This window comes from Phenylobacterium sp. (genome assembly GCF_030645195.1).
In the GTDB taxonomy this organism is placed as follows: domain Bacteria; phylum Pseudomonadota; class Alphaproteobacteria; order Caulobacterales; family Caulobacteraceae; genus Phenylobacterium.
In genome coordinates, this window is sequence record NZ_JAUSLW010000149.1 from 1 (window position 1) to 14,420 (window position 14,420).

The 14,420-nt window shown below is 70.2% G+C and carries 14 protein-coding genes and 1 pseudogene; 6 read left to right on the plus strand and 9 right to left on the minus strand.

Translation table 11 applies throughout. The features are described 5' to 3' along the window. The 3 genes from Q7T09_RS12440 to Q7T09_RS12450 all read right to left on the minus strand — a co-directional run. Positions 1-693, minus strand: a 693-nt coding sequence (locus Q7T09_RS12440; RefSeq protein WP_304700051.1) for a glycine--tRNA ligase subunit alpha, incomplete at its 3' end; no start/stop codon positions are given. A gap of 81 nt (positions 694-774) precedes the next feature. After that, positions 775-1,122 carry a hypothetical protein gene (locus Q7T09_RS12445; RefSeq protein ID WP_304700053.1) on the minus strand — a complete coding sequence of 116 codons (348 nt, stop codon included), beginning with the start codon at positions 1,120-1,122 and terminating at the stop codon, positions 775-777. Between the two features lie 57 nt (positions 1,123-1,179). Next, positions 1,180-1,845: a fasciclin domain-containing protein gene (locus tag Q7T09_RS12450; RefSeq protein WP_304700055.1), complete on the minus strand. Its 666-nt coding sequence runs from the start codon at positions 1,843-1,845 to the stop codon at positions 1,180-1,182. 385 nt (positions 1,846-2,230) lie between these two features. Here Q7T09_RS12450 and Q7T09_RS12455 point away from each other — a divergent pair, with 385 nt between their 5' ends. Together Q7T09_RS12455 and Q7T09_RS12460 are read left to right on the plus strand one after the other, a co-directional pair. Further along, complete coding sequence (locus tag Q7T09_RS12455) at positions 2,231-2,569, plus strand: P-II family nitrogen regulator (protein ID WP_215339866.1); 339 nt, start codon at positions 2,231-2,233, stop codon at positions 2,567-2,569. Between the two features lie 36 nt (positions 2,570-2,605). Then, the gene (locus tag Q7T09_RS12460) at positions 2,606-4,033 is read left to right on the plus strand and encodes an ammonium transporter (RefSeq protein WP_304700058.1); all 1,428 of its coding nucleotides are present in this window, start codon (positions 2,606-2,608) and stop codon (positions 4,031-4,033) included. A gap of 61 nt (positions 4,034-4,094) precedes the next feature. On the opposite strand, the gene Q7T09_RS12465 is transcribed toward Q7T09_RS12460, so the two are convergent. From Q7T09_RS12465 to Q7T09_RS12480, 4 genes are all read right to left on the minus strand, one after another. Further along, the gene (locus tag Q7T09_RS12465) at positions 4,095-5,036 is read right to left on the minus strand and encodes an alpha/beta fold hydrolase (RefSeq protein WP_304700059.1); all 942 of its coding nucleotides are present in this window, start codon (positions 5,034-5,036) and stop codon (positions 4,095-4,097) included. A gap of 177 nt (positions 5,037-5,213) precedes the next feature. After that, the gene (locus Q7T09_RS12470) at positions 5,214-6,095 is read right to left on the minus strand and encodes a 4-(cytidine 5'-diphospho)-2-C-methyl-D-erythritol kinase (protein WP_304700060.1); all 882 of its coding nucleotides are present in this window, start codon (positions 6,093-6,095) and stop codon (positions 5,214-5,216) included. 4 nt (positions 6,096-6,099) lie between these two features. Continuing rightward, complete coding sequence (locus tag Q7T09_RS12475) at positions 6,100-7,788, minus strand: tetratricopeptide repeat protein (RefSeq protein WP_304700062.1); 1,689 nt, start codon at positions 7,786-7,788, stop codon at positions 6,100-6,102. Positions 7,789-7,854: 66 nt separating this feature from the next. Then, positions 7,855-9,528, minus strand: a complete 1,674-nt coding sequence (locus tag Q7T09_RS12480) for an electron transfer flavoprotein-ubiquinone oxidoreductase (RefSeq protein WP_304700064.1) — start codon at positions 9,526-9,528, stop codon at positions 7,855-7,857. Between the two features lie 142 nt (positions 9,529-9,670). Between Q7T09_RS12480 and Q7T09_RS12485 the strand changes: the two genes are divergently transcribed. The 3 genes from Q7T09_RS12485 to Q7T09_RS12495 all read left to right on the plus strand — a co-directional run bounded on the left by Q7T09_RS12485 (position 9,671) and on the right by Q7T09_RS12495 (position 13,010). After that, positions 9,671-10,486: a uracil-DNA glycosylase gene (locus Q7T09_RS12485; protein WP_304700066.1), complete on the plus strand. Its 816-nt coding sequence runs from the start codon at positions 9,671-9,673 to the stop codon at positions 10,484-10,486. A 117-nt stretch (positions 10,487-10,603) separates the two neighbouring features. Continuing rightward, a complete protein-coding gene (locus tag Q7T09_RS12490; RefSeq protein WP_304700068.1) occupies positions 10,604-12,304 on the plus strand; it encodes a lytic transglycosylase domain-containing protein in 1,701 nt (566 codons plus the stop codon). 112 nt (positions 12,305-12,416) lie between these two features. Then, entirely contained in the window at positions 12,417-13,010 is a 594-nt protein-coding gene (locus Q7T09_RS12495; protein WP_304700070.1) for a hypothetical protein, read from the plus strand. A 3-nt stretch (positions 13,011-13,013) separates the two neighbouring features. Here the strand turns inward: Q7T09_RS12495 and Q7T09_RS12500 are convergent, their stop codons facing one another. After that, entirely contained in the window at positions 13,014-13,529 is a 516-nt protein-coding gene (locus tag Q7T09_RS12500; protein ID WP_304700072.1) for an AAA family ATPase, read from the minus strand. Between the two features lie 134 nt (positions 13,530-13,663). On the opposite strand from Q7T09_RS12500, the gene Q7T09_RS12505 reads away from it, so the two are divergent. Then, positions 13,664-14,170 (plus strand): GNAT family N-acetyltransferase, encoded by a 507-nt coding sequence (locus Q7T09_RS12505; protein WP_304700074.1) that lies wholly within the window; start codon positions 13,664-13,666, stop codon positions 14,168-14,170. 109 nt (positions 14,171-14,279) lie between these two features. On the opposite strand, the pseudogene Q7T09_RS12510 reads toward Q7T09_RS12505, so the two are convergent. Further along, positions 14,280-14,420: pseudogene (locus tag Q7T09_RS12510) on the minus strand (IS5/IS1182 family transposase); the annotation flags it as partial.

Genomic DNA, 14,420 nt, shown 5'->3' on the forward strand with positions numbered 1-14,420 from the left:
GAGGATGCGGACCACCTGGCGTTCCATGTCCTCGAACTGGCGCTTCAGGGTCTCGACGTCGGCGACCTCGAAATTGTAGGCGCTCATCTGGCGCTCGTTCTCGAGAAAGACCTCGCCGTAGCTCATGCCGCGATCGTTGAAGGGCAGGTCGTAGACGTTGTCGACGCCGAACACGTACATGGCCAGGCGCTCGAGGCCGTAGGTCAGTTCGCCGGCCACGGGGTTCACATCCAGGCCGCCGACCTGCTGCATGTAGGTGTACTGCGACACCTCCATGCCGTCGCACCAGACCTCCCAGCCGAGGCCCCAGGCCCCGACCGTGGGGTTCTCCCAGTCGTCCTCGACGAAGCGGATGTCGTGCAGGCGGGTATCGAGGCCGATGGCTTCCAGGCTGCCCAGGTAAAGGTCCTGCAGGTTGTCGGGGTTCGGCTTCAGGATCACCTGGTACTGGTAGTAGTGCTGCAGGCGGTTGGGGTTCTCGCCATAGCGGCCGTCGCCGGGCCGCCGCGAAGGCTGGACATAGGCCGCCCGCCAGGACTTGGGGCCGAGCGCGCGCAGCACCGTGGCCGGGTGCAGGGTGCCTGCCCCCACCTCAACGTCGTGCGGCTGCAGAATCACGCAGCCTTGACGGCTCCAATAGTCGTGCAATTTCAGGATAAGGCCCTGAAATGAAAGCGGCTTGTCGGCGGGCATGGGGGCTGTTTCGCAGGCGCAAAAAAAGTCGGCGGACCATAGGGCCCGCCGACCTTGGCTTCAACCCACGTAGGGCTGTCTTTAGTTGCCCTTGGGAGCCGAGCGCCGCCCGGCGTTGGACAGGGGCTTGTAGAGGGCCCGGTTCTCCGGGGTGTCGGCCACCGGGCCGTTGGTCACCGTGGTGGTGGTGAGCGTGGCCGAGGTGTCGGTGACGGCGCCGGTGGTGGCCATGGGCGTGGTGACGCTGGTGGAGGTGGAGCCGTCCGCCGAGGTGGTGGTCTCGGTCGTCACCGGTTCGCCGCTCGGCGTCATCATCGGCTGGGTCATCGGCGTCTGGGTGTCGGCCGGCGGGCTCATGGTCTGGGCCTGGGCCGCGCCCGTCATCAGGGCGGTGGCGGCGGCGGCGGCGAGAAGGTGCTTGAGGGTCATGGTCATTGCTCCTGGTGGAAGGAATCCCGACGGCCGGGGGCCGCCGGGCAGCCCCGACTATTTCTGTTGCGGTTTCGGCATGACCTGGGTCGCGGGCGCCGTGGTCGGCGTCCCGGCGGTGGCCGAGGCGGGCTGGGCGCTGGCGGCCGCGGCCATGGCGCCCGGCGGCAGCAGCACCTTGTCCACCACGTGGAGGATGCCATTGGAGGCCATGACGTCGGCCTGGACGATGTCGGCGTCGTTGACCTTCAGCGTCGCCCCGCCCTGCAACTCGACGGAAGGGCCGGCCACGGTGGCGGCCTTGCGGGTCGCGCCCTTGAACTCCGACGACGGCACCTTGGCGTTGATCACGTGATAGATCAGCACCTTCTGCAGCTGGGCCTTGTTCTCGGGCAGCATCAGCTTGTCCAGCTCGCCGGCCGGCAGGGCCGCGAAGGCCGCATCGGTGGGGGCGAACACCGTCAGGTTCGGCGTGGTCTTCAGCAGGCCGGTGAGATTGGTGGCCTCGGCGGCCTTCAGGAAGGTCTTGAACTGGCCCGAGGCCCGGGCGGTGGCGACGATATCGCCCGCGGCGGTGACCTTGGGCGCCGCTGTCGGGGCGGCGGGGGCCTCGGCCGCAGGGGTGGCGGCGGGCGGAGTCTTGGCGGCGGGGGTCTGAGCCTGGGCGGCGCCGGCGATCAGGGCCAGGGCGGCGGTCGTGGTCAGAATGGATTTCAGGGTCATACGGTCCTCATGACGGGGTTGAACGGGAGCCCCCTCCGGCCGACGCCTCGAAAAGCTCGGCCTGTCGGGCTGACAGCGCACGGCGGAGCCGGCGGTTGCCCCAGATCACGGGGTCGTGAACACCCAGGCCTGCCCCGCCTCGCCGCCGCCGCCGAGTCCCTTGCGACCATTCCGGAGGCAGGTTGTGCGCAGATTTTGAGCGTGGCCGGCCCCATCTGCTCAGTTCTTGGGCGCCTTTAGTCTTTTCCTTGATCAGAAGTTACCGCGCGCCCTGCGGGACGGCCGCGTCTCGGTAGCGTCGCCTTGCCGTCGGGGGGGCTGAACTCGCGACGGGCGGGAATTCACCACGGGCGTGCCGAGCTAGAGGCTGCGCAGGAGCGAGCGGATGAAACTGATCATGGCGATCGTCAAACCCTTCAAGCTGGACGACGTGCGCGAAGCGCTCGTGGCCGCCGGCGTCGAGGGGCTGACGGTTTCGGAAGTCAAGGGCTACGGCCGGCAGAAGGGGCAGACGGAGATCTACCGGGGCGCTGAGTACCAGGTGAACTTCGTTCCCAAGGTGAAGCTGGAAGCGGTCGTGGACGACAGCGCCGCGGCCAAGGCCGTGGAGGCCGTCAAGGCCGCGGCCGCCACCGGCAAGATCGGCGACGGGAAGATCTTCGTCCTCAATGTCGAGGACGCGGTTCGCATTCGGACCGGCGAGTCCGGCACTGCGGCGCTCTAGAGCGCGGCGCGAACTCATCGGGACAAGGGGATAGACATGAGAACATTCGGAATGAAGCGGCTGGCGGGCCTGATGCTCGCCGCCACCCTGGCCGGGGCGCCGCTGGCGCTGCCCGCCTTCGCTCAGGACGCCGCGCCGCCCGCCGCCGAGGCCGCCGCGCCGGAAGCCGCGGCTCCGGAGGCCGCGCCGGCCGCCGAAGCTCCGGCCGCCGAGGCCGCCGCGCCGCTGTTGGCCCACCAGGTGAAGCTGGAGCTGGATGGCTCGGGCACGGCCTGGATCCTGACCTCCACGGCCCTGGTCCTGCTGATGACCATCCCGGGCCTGGCGCTCTTCTACGGCGGCATGGTCCGCCGCAAGAACGTCATCGCCACGGTGGCCCAGTCCTTCGCCGTCACCTGCGTGGTGACGATCGTCTGGATGGCGATCACCTACGGCATGGCCTTCGGGGTCAACCCGGACGAGACCCTGAACAAGTACATCGGCTCCTTCGACGTGCTGTTCCTCAACGGGGTCACCACCGAGACGGCCTTCTCGGCCGCCAAGGGCCTGCCGGAGATGCTGTGGATCGTCTATCAGATGACCTTCGCCATCATCACGCCCGCCCTCATCGCCGGCGCCTTCGCCGAGCGCATGAAGTTCTCGGCCCTGCTGCTCTTCACCACCCTGTGGGCGATCTTCGTCTACGCTCCCATCTGTCACTGGGTCTGGGGCGGCGGCTGGCTCTCGGGCGCGGGCGTCCTGGACTTCGCCGGCGGCACGGTGGTTCACATCAATGCGGGCGTCGCCGGCCTGATGTGCGCCCTGGTGCTCGGCAAGCGTAAGGGCTACGGCGCGGAGAACATGGCGCCGCACAACCTGGTCTTCACCATGATCGGCGCGAGCCTGCTGTGGGTGGGCTGGTTCGGCTTCAACGCCGGTTCGGAATGGGCCGCCGACGGCATCGCCTCGGCCGCCATGCTGAACACCCAGATCGCGGCGGCCGCGGCCGCCCTGGCCTGGATGGTCGTGGAGTGGGTCGAGCGCAAGAAGCCCGGCATGCTGGGCATGGCCTCGGGCGCGGTGGCCGGTCTGGTCGCCATCACCCCCGCCGCCGGCTTCGTGAACCCGCAAGGCGCCCTGATCATCGGCGTCATCGGCGGCGGCGCGGCCTATGTCGGCGCGGTCTGGCTCAAGCGCCTGCTGAAGTACGACGACAGCCTGGACGCCTTCGGCGTGCACGGGATCGCCGGCATCGCCGGCGCCCTGCTCACCGGCGCCCTGGCCGACCCGGCCATCAACAGCCTGGGCGAAGGCGCCTCGGTGGCCAAGCAGATGCTGGGCATCGGCGCGACCATCGCCTGGTCGGGCGTGGTCACCCTGATCATCCTGTTCGTCTGCAAGTTCACCACCGGCCTGCGTGTCTCGGAAGAGGGCGAAGTCGAGGGTCTGGACCTGTCGCTGCACGGCGAAGCCCTGCACGAATAGTTCGAACCACACCAAGCGTTGGGAACGGGGGTCCTTCGGGGCCCCCGTTTTCGTTTGGGGGTCAGGTGTGACGGTCGCAAGCCATCGCGATGACCTCGGCGACCGCCCCGGCCACCACGTCGGGCCGGTTGATCTGGATATTGTGGCCACTGTCGACGACACGACGGTGGACGCCTCGGCTCGAGAGGGCGGCAAGAGCGTCCTGTCCAGCCTCCAGGGTGGCGAGGAAGGCCTGCGCTTCCTCGGAAGGCAGGGGCGGAGCGATCCGCACCCCGGCTGACAGCACCACCAGGGGCAGGTCGCCCAGCGGGGCCCGGGTGTCCGCGCCACCGGCGGCGCTGGCGGCCTCGATGGCCTCGCATTCCGAGATATGGGTGCGCCAGTAGCCGGGCGTCAGGGCCGCGTCATGTCGATGGGCGTTCACGGCCCCCGGGAGTTGGGCCATCGGCTGCGGGACATATTGCGCGTACTCCGCCAGGCCTGGTCGCAAGGCGCCCGACCGCGCGCAGGCCGCGACATAGCGGAGCTGGTTCAGATAGTTCTTCCAGGCCGGCCGCCAGCTTGGCGCCACGGCCTGCTGGCGCAGGGTCCAGTCGTCGGCGGTGGTGTCCACCAGCACCATGCCCGCGACCTCCTCGGGATGATGGCGGGCGAACCAGCGGGTCTCAAAGCCGCCATTAGAGGCGCCTACCAGGATATAGGGCGGCGCGATCCCGGCGGCCTGCAGCGCGGCGCGCAGATCTCCGACGATGCGCTGCGTCGTGCGGGGGAAAGGGCCGGGATCGCTGAAGCCGAGCCCGGCCCGATCATAGGCGACGACCCGGAAGCTCCGGGCGAGCTCCGATTGCACGCGAGCCCAGACGAGGGTGGTGCTCTGATCGCCGCCACACAGCACCACGGTGGGACGGCCCTCCCCCAGGTCGAGCAGGTTGATCCAGCGACGGCGGCTAATCCGGACCCGCTGTTGCGGCCGGGCGTAGAGGTCGAGGTCTGAGATTGCCATTGAGGTTTCCTTTGGCGCACGGCCGCGCGGCTCCAGCCCACGAGGGGTGGCGCGGCGCGAGAGGTGGAGATGGAGGGGTTCGGCGGCCTGAGACCTGCCGGCCACGGCGAGGCCGCGGATGGGAAACCGGTGCGACGACCGGCTCGTGGTGACGCTAGCTCAGCTTCGGCGTCGCGCCTAGTCCCAGGGCCCGCCGAGGCGGCAGCGCTGGACCCACCAGTCGGGCTTCATGGCCATGATCCGCTCGGCCAGGGTCTCGGCCTCGACCTCGCTCTGGCACAGGGCGAAGCAGGTGGCGCCGGAGCCGGACATGCGGGCGATCAGGGCCTCGGGTTCGTCGGCGAGGGTGGCGAGCACGTCACCGATGGCCGGAGCCAAGGCCACGGCCGGCGCCTCCAGGTCGTTGCGGGTGGAGACCAGCCAGCCGGCCAGCTCCTCGACGCTCTCGAAGGCCTCGGGCATGGGGGGCGGCTCGACCTCGCCGAACGCCCCGCCCGCGTCGAAGCGGCGGTAGACCTCCGGGGTGGAGACCGTCACCCCGGGATTGACCAGCACCGCCTCGAGGATCGGCAGTCCGGGCGCGGGGCTCAGCCGCTCGCCGCGGCCCTCCGCCAGGACCGGACGGCCCCACAGGCAGGCCGCGCCGTCGGCGCCGAGGCTGGCGGCCACCGCCTCCAGTTCGGCGTCGCCCAGGCGGGGCCTCACCTGCTCGCGCATCAGCCGCAGGGCCGCGCCGGCGTCGCTGGAGCCGCCGCCGAGGCCCGCGGCCACAGGCAGGCGCTTGTCGAGGACGAAGGCGTGGGGCGCCTGGGGGCCCTTGGCCGTGGCCAGCAGGGCGCGGGCGGCCCGGAGCACCAGGTTGTCGCCCTCCCCCGCCAGCTGACCGCCGAAGGGGCCGCGCACCCGCAGGTCCAGGGCGTCGCCCGCCTGCAGGGTCACCCGGTCGCCGGCGTCGGCGAAGACCATCAGGGAGCAGAGGGGGTGATAGCCGTCGGCGCCCGGCGCGCCGACGTGCAGGAACAGGTTGATCTTGGCCGGCGCCAGGGTGTCGGCGGCCACGGGCCTACTGCCCGGCGACGCGGGGCGCCTGAGCCGGACCGCTGGGGCCGAGGCCGGAGACGAGCTTGGACTCGACCTCGGTCTTCATCTTGGCCTCGGGATCGAGGGTCAGGACCCGCTTCCACTGGAACTGCGCCTCGGCGCGGCGGCCGATGCGCCAGTAGGCGTCGCCCAGGTGGTTGTTGATGTCGGGGTCGCCGGCTTCCAGCTCGACGGCCTCCTCCAGCTTCTCGACGGCCTTCTTGTAGTCGCCGAGCCGGTAATAGGCCCAGCCGAGGCTGTCGATCATGGCGCCCGACTTAGGGTTGGACGCCACCGCCCGCTGCACCATGGCCAGGGCCTCGGGCAGGTGCTCGCCGCGGTCGATCCAGGAATAGCCGAGATAGTTCAAGAGCTCGCTGTCGTCGGGGCGCAGCTTGAGGGCGGCGCGCAGGTCGGCCTCGCCGTCGGCCCAGCGGCCGGCGCGGTCGTTGGCCACGCCGCGGGCGTACAGCAGCCGCCAGTCGCCGGGGCGGGCGGCGATCACCTCGGTGAGGATCTGGGCGGACTCGGCGAACTTCTCGTTGACCCGCAGCAGGTCGGCCAGGGTCACCTTGGCGTCCAGGTCGCCGGAGGCGGCGGCCTCGCGGGCCATGGTGAGCGCCGTCTCGCTGTCCTTGGCGTTCTGGTAGCTCCAGGCCAGCTTGGAGCGGGCCGCGGCGTATTCCGGCGACCCGGGCTTGGGCTTGCCATAGGCGGCGCGGGCGGAGTCGATGTCGCCGGCGGTCTCCATCAGGTCGCCCACCATCAGCCAGGCTTCGTTGCGGTTGGGGTCCAGGCGCAGGGCCATGCGGAGATAAACGAGGCCTAGCTGATCCTGCTTGGCGGCCATCATGCTGGCGGCCGGCGCCATCAGGGCCTGGGCCGCGCCCTGGCGCAGGGTGGGGGCCGGCGGCGGGCTCTTGCCGGCCGCGGCGCGGGCCTTGGCGGCCAGCAGGACGCTGTTGGCGGGCTCGTCGGCCAGGCCCTTGTCGTAGACGGCCACGGCGTCCAGCCGCTTGCCCCGGCGCTCCAGGAAGCCGCCATAGGCCAGCAGCACCATGTCGCCGGGATTGTCGCCGCCGGTCAGGGCCTTGAAGTCCGTCTCGGCCTCGTCGTAGCGCTTGGCGCGCTCATAGAGGAAGGCCTGGCCCAGCAGGCCGAAATATTCCACGACCTTGTCGTTGCGCAGCTCGGGCCGCACCACCGCGCCCTCGGCGTTTCCGGCCATGGCCGCGGCCCAGGGGGCCAGCAGGGCCGCGGCCCCCTTGTGCGGGAAGCCCATGCCCTCGGGCGCCAGCAGGGCCTGGGCGGGCTTGCCCTGACCCTGGGCGAGGGCCTCCACGGCCTGGACCATGCGGCCCAGACGCTTGGAGGATTCCGAGGCCCCGTCGCCGGTGGGCGCGAGCGCCGCGGCCTTGCTGATGTCGCCGGCCATGACCGCGGCGGTGAAGGCCCGCTCGGCGATCAGGTCGTCGTCGGCGCCGCCGGCCTGGGCCTGTTCGAAATAGGCCGCCGCCTCCGCGCCCCGGCCGTCGTTCAGCGCGCCCTGGCCCGCCAGGAACAGGCCATAGGACGAGCCTCCCAGGTCATCGAGGGCCGCCAGGTCGTCGGGCTGGGTGGCGCAGGCGGCGAGGAGGACGAGGGGGGCGACGCAGGCGAGCAGTTTACGCATGGGCCTGAACCTCAACGCTTTCCTTCCGCGCCGCAAGCTTGGCCAGGGTCTACGCGCCCATTTGCCCTACATGTTCGGATAGTTGGGGCCGTCCCCGCCCTGGGGCGTGGTCCAGTTGATGTTCTGCGACGGGTCCTTGATGTCGCAGGTCTTGCAGTGGACGCAGTTCTGGAAGTTGATCTGGAACTTCGGGTTCTGGCCGGCCTCGTCGTAGAGCACCTCGTAGACGCCCGCCGGGCAGTAGAGGCGCGCGGGCTCCCCGAACCGGGGCAGGTTCACCTCGATCGGGACGCTCGGGTCCTTCAGCTTCAGGTGGGCCGGCTGGTTCTCGTCGTGGTTGGTGGCCGACAGGAAGACGCTGGACAGCTTGTCGAAGCTGAACTCGCCGTCCGGCTTGGGATAGGAGATCGGCTGGTAGTCCTTGGCCAGGCCCGTGGACTGCGCGTCGCTCTTGCCGTGCTTCAGGGTGCCCCAGGGCGACCAGCCGCCGAAGAGGGTGGCGATCATGGCGTCGGCGCCGCCGAGCACCAAGCCCGGGATGGTGCCGAACCTCGACCACAGGGGCTTGAAGTTGCGGACGTTCCACAGCTCCTTGTGGATCGAGGACTTCTTGTAGGCGTCCTCGTAGCTGGTCAGCGCGTCGCCCGAGCGGCCCTCGGAGATGGCGGCGAAGGCGGCCTCGGCGGCCAGCATGCCGCTCTTGACCGCGTTGTGGCTGCCCTTGATGCGCGGGACGTTGACCATGCCGGCCGAGCAGCCCATCAGCACGCCGCCGGGGAAGTAGAGCTGCGGCAGGGACTGGGCGCCGCCTTCGGTGATGGCGCGCGCGCCATAGGCGATGCGCTTGCCGCCCTCAAGGTAACCGCGGATCGAGGGGTGGGTCTTGAAGCGCTGGAACTCGTCGAAGGGCGAGAGCCAGGGGTTCTTGTAGTTCAGGTGCAGCACGAAGCCGATGGCCACGTAGTTGTCCCCGAAGTGGTACATGAAGGAGCCGCCGCCGGTGGCGTTGTCCAGGGGCCAGCCGAAGGTGTGCTGGGTCAGGCCGGGTTCGAACTGGTCGTCCGGAACCTGCCACAGCTCCTTGATGCCGATGCCGAACTTCTGGGGCTCGCGGCCCTCGGTAAGGCCGAACTTGGCCTGCAGCTGCTTGGCCAGCGAGCCGCGGACGCCCTCGCCGATGAAGGTGTACTTGGCGTGCAGCTCGATGCCGGGCTGGAAGTCGGCGGTGGGCTCGCCATCCTTGCCGATGCCGAAGACCCCGGCCACGACGCCCTTCACCGAGCCGTCCTCGTTATAGACCACCTCGGAGGCGGCCATGCCGGGATAGATCTCGACGCCGAGGCTCTCGGCGTGCTGGCCCATCCAGCGGCAGACGTTGCCGAGGGAGGCGATGTAGTTGCCGTGGTTCAGCATCCACTTGGGGAAGGGCAGGAAGCTGATGTCCAGCGCGCCCTGCGGGCCCAGCATCACGAACTTGTCGCGGGTGACCTGGGTCTCCAGGGGGACCCCCAGCTCCTTCCAGTTCGGCAGCAGGTCGTTGAGGCCGCTGGGATCGATCACCGCCCCCGACAGGATATGGGCGCCGACCTCGGAGCCTTTTTCGAGAACCGCGACGGTGATCTCCGTCCCGGCCTGCTCGGCGAGCTGCTTGAGGCGGATGGCGGCCGCCAGGCCCGAGGGGCCGGCGCCGACGATCACGACGTCGTACTCCATGGCCTCGCGTTCGATGACGTCGCTCATGATCCCCATGCTCCGCTGGGCCGTGCGCCAGGGGTTCCCCTCCCCTTGTCCCGCACGGCGTTGATCCGTTGGGCGACTTATCGGAAGCTTATCGATCGGCGGTCAAGGGTGAACTCCGCCGCAGGAACGATTACAAGGGCCCATGACCCCCGCCACGCGCGACCTCAACGCCGAAAGCCTGCTCGCCTTCTGGGCCGAGGCCGGCGTGGACGCCATGCTGCTGGACGAGCCCTTCGACCGCATCGAGGCGGGCAAGTTCGTCCCGCCCAAGCCGCCGGAGCGGATCGTGGCCGCGCCGCCGCCCGCCCAGGGCGCGGTCAAGGCCGGCCCCGACGTCGCCGCCGCCGTGGCCGAGGCCAGGCGCCTGGCGGCGGCTGCCCCGGACCTGGAGGCCCTGAAGGCCGCCATCGAGGCCTTCGACGGCTGTCCGCTGAAGTTCGAGGGCGCCGCGCGCCAGTCGGTCTTCTATCGCGGCGCCACCGACGCCCCCCTGATGGTGATCGGCGAGGGCCCGGGCCAGGAGGAGGACATCCAGGGCGCCCCCTTCGTCGGCCGGGCGGGGCAACTGCTGGACAAGATGTTCGCCGCCGCCGGCCTCACCGACCGGGTGTTCATCACCAACTCGGTGTTCTGGCGTCCCCCCGGCAACCGCAACCCGACGGTGGGGGAGCAGATGGTCTGCGCCCCCTTCCTGGAGCGGGCCATCGAACTGCTGAAGCCCAAGATGCTGCTGCTGGTGGGCGGGCCGTCGGCCAAGTCCATGCTGAAGCGGGAGGAAGGCATCCTCTCCCTGCGCGGCCGCTGGTTCGAGTGGAAGTCGTCCGACGGGGCCATAGAGCTGCCGGCCATGCCCACCCTGCACCCGGCCTTCCTGCTGCGGCAGCCGGGGGCGAAAAAGAAGGCGTGGAGTGACCTGCTGACGCTCACCGAGCGCCTGGATCGGCCCGAACGTCCTTAACAAAACCCTTCGCGCGCGAACCCGCTTTCCCTTTTCAGATAAGGGCTTTAAAGGTCGCCGGTCATTGGAAGTAGGGCCACGCCAGGCTCGCGAAGACGCGGCGGCGTGGAAGTGGGCATGACGCAGACCAAGCGCGTGCGGATCGCGGCCCTGGCCCTGATCTGCGCCACCATCGCGGGGAAGGCGCTGGCCGGCAGCCCGCAAGTCCTGACGCCCGCCGACGCGCAGGGCTACGCCCGGGCCTTCGAATCCGTCGACCGCGGCGATTTCATCGACGCCACCATGCAGAGCATCGAGCTCAGCGACCCCTCGCTCTCCGGCTACATCACCTATCGCGGCCTGATGCACCCGACGGCGCACAAGTCGAACTTCGACGAACTGTCGGGCTGGCTGTCACGCTACGCCGACCTGCCGGTGGCCGAGCGGATCTATACCCTGGCCAGCAAGCGCAAGACGCCGGACCTGCCCCCGCCCGTGGTTCCCGGCCTGACCGGGGTCGACTGGAGCAAGATCGAGCTGGTGCCGCCCGGCTCCGGCGGACCCTTCGACGCCGACAACGCCCGCCTGGCCCGCGAGGCCTTCTATTCGGGCGATTCCAAGCGCGCCCTGGACCTGGCCCGCGCCGTGAACGAGCGCTGGATCGCCGGCATGGCCGCCTATCGCCTGCGCCACTACGACCAGGCCGAGACCTATCTGTCGCAGCTGGCGCAGGACACCGACCAGGATATCTGGGTCCGGTCCGGCGGCGCCTATTGGGCCGCCCGCGCCGCTGAGGCGCGCGGCGCCTCGGACCGGGCCGCCACCTATCTTCGCCAGGCGGCCGGCTCGCCCCAGACCTTCTACGGCATGATCGCCGAGCGTCAGGTGGCCCTGCGCGGCCTCGGCCCCGCCCTGCCCCTGTCGGAGGCCCAGCCCTACCAGCCCCGCGCCCGCCAGGTGATCAAGGCCTCCTATGGCGGCCCCACCGCCGAAGTGGCCCGCATGATGGCCGACGACGTCCGCGCCCACCGCGCCGCGGCCCTGGCCCAGATCGGCCGGGTGGCGGAAGCCGGCCAGGAGCTGCGCGCCGGCCTGGCGCTGGCCCGCACCGCCGAGGAACGCGCCCGCTGGGGCCAGCTGGCCGCGGTGATCAATGCGGGCCTGGCGCAGGACATGGCCGCCGCCGGCCCCGCCCGCCGCCGCGGCGAGCCCGACTATCCGACCCCCAATCTCAATCCCCGCGAGGGCTTCAAGATCAGCAAGGCCCTGGTCTACGCCATCGTGCGCCAGGAAAGCCGCTTCAACCCGGGCGTGGTCTCGCCGGCCGGCGCCGTGGGCCTGATGCAGCTGATGCCCGACACCGCCGCCCACGCCACCGGCAACGCCCGCCTGCGCGACGACATGAGCCCGCTGTTCGACGCCGGCTACAATCTCAAGGTCGGCCAGGACTACGTGGCCTGGCTGATGGACCAAGGGGTCGGATACGACATCCTGCGCACCGTGGCGGCCTATAACGGCGGCCCCGGCACCCTGCAGAAGACCGCCCAGATGCTGGGGGAGGACGACGAGAGCCTGATGGTCATCGAGTGCATGCCCGCGCCGGAGACCCGCAACTATGTCGAACGCGTCATGGCCGCCTACTGGACCTACCAGAGGAAGTTCGGCCAGGAGTCCCGCACACTGGACGCGCTCGCCAGCGGCCAGAAGTACATCGACGCCCGCTGGGACGCCCCGCTGCCCCAGCCCGTGCTGAAGACCGAGGTCGCCGCCGACGACGAGGACGACACCGACGCCAAGACCAAGGCCGGCAAGAAGGCCAAGCGCTCCAAGCGCGGCTGAGCCATCCGGCCCGCGACGGCCAAGTTCAGCCCTCATTCTGCGATTAGCTCTGCGCCGCGCGCCCATCTGGCCTAAAGCGGTCCACGACGCGCACCCGTCCACGGAGGCCAGATTGAGCGAGACACCCCGCAAACGCCTGCCCCTGCGCTGGCTGAGCCTGGCCGAGATCGTGGGCGTGGTGGCCGTGGTGGTGGCCGTGCTCGGCTATTGGGATTCCCACCGGGAACGCACCCAGGAGGCCCGCGAGAAGGCCCTGGCCGCCCGCGAGCGTCAGGTGGAAGTCCGCGCCGCCGCGCTCAAACAGACCTTCCTGATGACCGGGGCGGCGGAAAGCTCGGGCGAGCGGATCCGACTGGCCTCCCTGCGGCCCGAGCAGGTGATCCAGACCCAGAGCGTCTGGTTCCCCAAGGCGATCCGCGCCGACAGCCTGGAGACCACCGGCAATCCGCGCCTGGAGGCCGGCTGGATCGAGGACGGCCTGCGCAAGGCCAAGACCAAGACCGGCCGCGTGCCGGTGGGGGTGCTGACCGTGTTCTTCGAGGACGGCCAGACCAAGACCGACCGGGCCGTCTACTGGGTCGGCTACAGTCTGCGTCCTCGCACCCTGCGCGGCGACAGGCTGGAGCTGGAGGGCCTGTCCCTGGCCCGCCGCGGGGTGGCGGGCGACCTGCAGGCCGCCGCCGACAATCTCTGGGCCGCGCGCTGACGCTCAGTCCGTGGGACCGTCCCGCGCGCCTCGGATGAGCTGGACGCAGTCCTCCAAGCCCCGCCCGGCCGTGTCCACCGTGAGGTGGTCGCGATCCCAGGGATGGGGGGCCGCCGCCGTCACCGCCGCCCAGTCGGGCAGGACCAGGCCCGGAACCTCGCTCGCCCGCGTCTCCACCCGCCAGCGGTGCTCGGCGGGGTCAGAGCACAGGACCTCCACCTCCAGGACTCGCGCGCCGGCCGCCAGGCCCGCCGCGCGCCAGGCGTCCCGGGTCACCTTGCGATCATTGACGCTGTCGGCGACGACATCGCGGCCCAGGCGCAGATTGTCGCCCGCCACCGCATAGGCCGCGCGATAGCTGACGTCCTTCAGGTCGCCGGGCACGACGCCGGACTCCCGGATCGCCTGGTCCATGGAATCGACCCGCAGCCAGACCGCGCCGGACTCCTGGGCCAGCCGCCGGGCGAGGGTGGACTTGCCGCTGGCGGGCAGGCCGGAGAGGACGATCAGGGTGGCCATGGTTCCGCCCAGCCTACGCCCCACGATCCGCCGCTGTCGACGTCGGCCCCCGGCGCTCTCGATTCAAGGGCTTGAGCGGGTTGCGGGCGGAAAACCGCTTCGCACTTTTCCTCAACCCGCTCTAAGGACCGCCGATGACCGTCACCCTCACCGAGGCGTCCGCCGCCCAGGAGCCGCTGCTCCAGAACCTGATCCAGCTCTATACCCACGACTTCTCGGAGTTCTGGGCCGGCACGCCCCATGGCGACCTGCTGGCCGACGGCCGGTTCCCGCCCTACCCCCTTGATCCCTACTGGAACGCGCCCAACTGGTCGGCCCACCTGATCTGGAACGACGGCGGCCTGGCGGGCTTCGCCCTGGTCAACGACTACGCCCATGGCCCGGTGGCGGCAGACCGCAGCGTGGCGGAGTTCTTCATCGTGCGGAAGCACAGGGGCGGTGGGGTCGGACGCCGCGCGGCCGAGCTGGTCTTCGATCTGCACGCCGGGTCCTGGGAGGCTGCCGTGGCGCGCAAGAACCTCCCGGCGCTCGCCTTCTGGCGGCGGACCATCGCCGGGGCCGAGCGGGCGGCCAACCTCCAGGAGACCGACGTCCACACCGACCGCTGGAACGGCCCGATCCTGCGCTTCGACTGGCGCTAGACCCTGACCGTTTCAGATGGACTCATCTGAAACGGCAAGAAGTGTCTAGATTCAATAATTTAGAGCACATCGGGCGGCGGAACCGGTATCCACTTCCGCCTGACGTGCTCTAGGTTCTGTTGACGAAATGTCTGACCCACAGCCGAGCGGCTGCGACGAGTATGAAGCCGATATAGCTGTCGGCGGTCTTGTCGTATCGGGTGGCCAGTCTTCGGCTGTGCTTGAGCTTTGAGAAGCAGCGCTCGACCAG

Coding starts and splice junctions, on each gene's coding strand:
- Q7T09_RS12445 (WP_304700053.1), bottom strand. CDS start 1,122: ATGACCCTCAAGCACCTTCTCGCCGCCGCCGCCGCCACCGCCCTGATG.
- Q7T09_RS12450 (WP_304700055.1), bottom strand. CDS start 1,845: ATGACCCTGAAATCCATTCTGACCACGACCGCCGCCCTGGCCCTGATC.
- Q7T09_RS12455 (WP_215339866.1), top strand. CDS start 2,231: ATGAAACTGATCATGGCGATCGTCAAACCCTTCAAGCTGGACGACGTG.
- Q7T09_RS12460 (WP_304700058.1), top strand. CDS start 2,606: ATGAGAACATTCGGAATGAAGCGGCTGGCGGGCCTGATGCTCGCCGCC.
- Q7T09_RS12465 (WP_304700059.1), bottom strand. CDS start 5,036: ATGGCAATCTCAGACCTCGACCTCTACGCCCGGCCGCAACAGCGGGTC.
- Q7T09_RS12475 (WP_304700062.1), bottom strand. CDS start 7,788: ATGCGTAAACTGCTCGCCTGCGTCGCCCCCCTCGTCCTCCTCGCCGCC.
- Q7T09_RS12480 (WP_304700064.1), bottom strand. CDS start 9,528: ATGAGCGACGTCATCGAACGCGAGGCCATGGAGTACGACGTCGTGATC.
- Q7T09_RS12485 (WP_304700066.1), top strand. CDS start 9,671: ATGACCCCCGCCACGCGCGACCTCAACGCCGAAAGCCTGCTCGCCTTC.
- Q7T09_RS12490 (WP_304700068.1), top strand. CDS start 10,604: ATGACGCAGACCAAGCGCGTGCGGATCGCGGCCCTGGCCCTGATCTGC.
- Q7T09_RS12500 (WP_304700072.1), bottom strand. CDS start 13,529: ATGGCCACCCTGATCGTCCTCTCCGGCCTGCCCGCCAGCGGCAAGTCC.
- Q7T09_RS12505 (WP_304700074.1), top strand. CDS start 13,664: ATGACCGTCACCCTCACCGAGGCGTCCGCCGCCCAGGAGCCGCTGCTC.